Annotated in this window: 5 protein-coding genes; 4 read left to right on the top strand and 1 reads right to left on the bottom strand. The window is 65.0% G+C overall.

Annotation, left to right across the window (positions count from 1 at the left end):
* The 3 genes from ccmB to ORS3428_RS07655 form a co-directional block, all read left to right on the top strand.
* A partial coding sequence (gene ccmB, locus ORS3428_RS07645) for a heme exporter protein CcmB (protein WP_071096131.1) occupies positions 1-575 on the top strand: 575 nt, incomplete at its 5' end.
* A 128-nt stretch (positions 576-703) separates the two neighbouring features.
* Positions 704-871 carry a heme exporter protein CcmD gene (ccmD, locus tag ORS3428_RS07650; protein ID WP_071096133.1) on the top strand — a complete coding sequence of 56 codons (168 nt, stop codon included), beginning with the start codon at positions 704-706 and terminating at the stop codon, positions 869-871.
* Positions 868-1,440, top strand: coding sequence for a DsbE family thiol:disulfide interchange protein (locus ORS3428_RS07655; protein WP_071096135.1), 573 nt, complete (start codon positions 868-870; stop codon positions 1,438-1,440). Before ccmD ends, ORS3428_RS07655 begins: the two co-directional genes overlap by 4 nt.
* Before the next feature lie 155 nt (positions 1,441-1,595).
* Here ORS3428_RS07655 and ORS3428_RS32275 read toward each other — a convergent pair whose 3' ends face one another.
* The gene (locus ORS3428_RS32275) at positions 1,596-1,763 is read right to left on the bottom strand and encodes a hypothetical protein (RefSeq protein WP_108723012.1); all 168 of its coding nucleotides are present in this window, start codon (positions 1,761-1,763) and stop codon (positions 1,596-1,598) included.
* A 248-nt stretch (positions 1,764-2,011) separates the two neighbouring features.
* On the opposite strand from ORS3428_RS32275, the gene ORS3428_RS07660 reads away from it, so the two are divergent.
* The gene (locus ORS3428_RS07660; protein ID WP_071096137.1) at positions 2,012-2,932 is read left to right on the top strand and encodes an SMP-30/gluconolactonase/LRE family protein; all 921 of its coding nucleotides are present in this window, start codon (positions 2,012-2,014) and stop codon (positions 2,930-2,932) included.
* Positions 2,933-3,128 lie beyond the last annotated feature (196 nt).

Genomic DNA, 3,128 nt, shown 5'->3' on the forward strand with positions numbered 1-3,128 from the left:
CCACCATCCCGTTCGGCGTCGGGCCGGACCTCAACCTCCTATCCCGCATCGGCCCGGCAATCCTTTGGATCGCGGCCCTGCTCGCCTGCCTGCTCGGGCTGGACCGGCTGTTCCAGGCCGACCGCGAGGACGGCTCGCTCGATCTTTTGGTGCTGAACAACGACCGTCAGATGCTGGCGCTGACGGTGCTGACCAAATGCCTGGCGCACTGGACGGGGAGCGTGCTGCCGCTGGTCGTCGCGGCACCGCTGCTTGGCCTGTTCATGAACATGGAGCCGCTGGGCATCGGCGCCACGGCGCTCACGCTGCTGGTCGGCACGCCGGCCATCACCTTCATCGGCGCGGCCGGGGCGGCGGTCGCGGTGGCGCTGCCGCGCGGTGGACTACTTATCTCGGTGCTGGTGCTGCCGCTCACCATTCCGGTGCTGATTTTCGGCGTCTCGGCCAGCTATGGCGCGGTGGMCGAGCCGGCACCGTTCCTGCAGCCCTTCCTCATTCTTGCCGCGCTGACGCTGTTTCTTGCCGTGCTCGGACCGCTGGCTGCGGCGCTGGCCCTTCGTCATGGGACGGATTGAGACCGGAAAGCCGTTCGCGGCTGCGGCGTGGCGGCTGATTGCGCGGCCTGCGATGCAGGGTTAAGGGAAGGCATGACCGAACRGATTGACACGGCAGGCGCCAAGGCAACGCGCGCGGAGCGGCGGGCATGAGCGCGCACGCCCTCTATGTCACTGCAGCCTATGCCATCACGGCGATCGTGCTGGCGGGGCTGATCGGCTGGATCCTGCTTGACCAGCGGGCACGCAAGCGGGAACTCGCGGCGCTGGAAGCGGCCGGCGTGCGGCGCCGCTCCGACAAGGCAACCAAGCCGTGAGCAGCGAAACCCAAACGCCGGCGCCCCGCCGCCTGTTCGTGCTTTTGCCGCTGTTGGTGTTCCTCGGCCTTGCCGGGCTGTTTTTGTCGCAGCTCTTATCCGGCCGCGATGTTTCGGAAATCCCCTCGGCCCTGATCGGGCTGCCGGCGCCGCAAACGAACCTGCCGCCCCTGGAAGGGATCAACCGGCCTGGGCTCGATTCGAAAGCCTTCGCCGGCAAGGTGACGCTGGTCAACGTCTTCGCGTCATGGTGCGCGCCGTGCCGGGACGAGCATCCGGTGCTRCTGGCGTTGTCCGCGGACAAGCGCTTCACGCTTGCCGCGCTGAACTACAAGGACGAGCCGGAGAATGCCCGCCGCTTCCTCGGCGAACTCGGCAATCCGTACCAGGCGATCGGCGTCGATCCGGCCGGCCGCACGGCGATCGACTGGGGCGTCTATGGCGTGCCGGAGACCTTCGTCATCGGCAAGGACGGCAAAATAGCCTACAAGCATGTCGGGCCGCTGACGCCGGACTCGGTGAGGGCGCTGTTGTTRCCGCAGATCGAGAGGGCGCTGGCGGCACATTGATATTCAGGTGAGGCCGGCCTGCAAATGGCGCCTTCCTACGCTTCCCGTGCTGACGTACGTTAAGTACGCTCCGCTCCGGTTCTCGGAACCCGCTATTTTCGGCTCGGCCTGGCCTGAATCYCAACGCGCCGCCAGCCCGTGCGATCAGAAGAGACTCAGCCGTAGATCTGCTTGTGGACCTGGTAGAGCATCTCGGAACGGTCGGCGCGCAGATCGGCGAGATCGCGGCTCGACAGGTTCTCGATTTCGGCGACGAGACGGTTGTATTGGCGGCGCTTGGCGATGTTGCTGCGGGCGCGGGCGACGAGATTGTCGAAGATCATGATGAGGCTCCTTCTCTGCCGCATTCACGCGGCGGGTTGTTCCTCCCTTGATCGATTGCGAGCAYGACATAGGGATGGTGCATTGCAAAAGAAAGATGTTGCAATGCACCATTGCAGCCAGCGCATAGCCGGTTAATGCAAACCTAACGCTTGTCCCGCGCTGTTCTCGATGTCGTGGGGCAATCGATCTTGCCTTCACGCTCTCGTGCTGGCTTGATCGCGCGGCACGTAAACGCCGGGAGGAAAACATGGCGGCCGCCGACTACTATGAAATTCTCGACCCACGCTTCGCGCGGCTGTTCAACAGCGGCGCGCAGGTGGAGAAGCTGTTCACCGGGTGCCGGTGGGCCGAGGGCCCGGCCTGGTTTGCGGCAGGCCGCTATGTCGTGTGGTCCGATATCCCCAACAACCGCATGCTGCGCTATGACGAGACGGACGGCAGCGTCAGCGTCTTTCGCCAGCCTTCCGGCAATTCCAACGGCAACACCGTCGATCGGCAGGGAAGGCTGGTGACCTGCGAGCATTCGGGCCGCCGCGTCAGCCGCACCGAACATGACGGCTCCATCACCACCATCGCCGACAAATGGCGCGGCAAGCGGCTGAACTCGCCCAACGATGTGGTGGTCAAGTCCGACGGCTCGATCTGGTTCACCGACCCGACCTACGGCATCGACACCGACTATGAGGGCGACAAGGCGGAGAGCGAGATCGGCGCCTGCTACGTCTACCGTGTCTATCCGGGCACGGGCGAGGTCGAGGCCGTCATCACCGACATGGTCCGGCCGAWCGGGCTCGCTTTCTCGCTCGACGAAAGCCTGCTCTATGTCGCCGACACCGGCCGCACGCATSGCGCTGAGAACCCGGCGCATATACGGGTGTTCCATGTCGGCGAGGGCGGCAAGAAGGTCTCGGGCGGCAAGGTGTTCGCCGACTGCACCGCCGGCCTGTTCGACGGCTTCAGGCTCGACGATGCCGGGCGGATCTGGACAAGTGCCGCTGACGGCATCCATTGCTACGATCCCGACGGCACGCTGATCGRCAAGGTGAAGGTGCCGGAAGTCACCGCCAACTGCGTGTTTGGCGGAGCCAAGCGCAACTGCCTCTACATCGCCGGCACCACCTCGCTGTACATGGTGCGGCTGATGGTGAATGGCGCAAAGACGTATTGAATGTGATCGTTGCCACGCCGCCCTGCGGATCGAGGTCAGGCGAACTTCAAGATGCGGAATGTTGGCGGGACGCACCCCCCTCTGGCCTGCCGGCCATCTCCCCCGCAAGGGGGGAGATTGGCAGTTCCGCCGCCGGCGTTCTCCTTTCAGCGTCGAAGATTGGCGAAGGCCGAGGCGACATCCGATCTCCCCCCTG

This window comes from Mesorhizobium sp. ORS 3428 (genome assembly GCF_001854785.1).
In the GTDB taxonomy this organism is placed as follows: domain Bacteria; phylum Pseudomonadota; class Alphaproteobacteria; order Rhizobiales; family Rhizobiaceae; genus Mesorhizobium.

Excerpts from the sequence above, each read along its gene's own strand:
- ccmD (WP_071096133.1), top strand. The coding sequence starts at position 704 with ATGAGCGCGCACGCCCTCTATGTCACTGCAGCCTATGCCATCACGGCG.
- ORS3428_RS32275 (WP_108723012.1), bottom strand. The coding sequence starts at position 1,763 with ATGATCTTCGACAATCTCGTCGCCCGCGCCCGCAGCAACATCGCCAAG.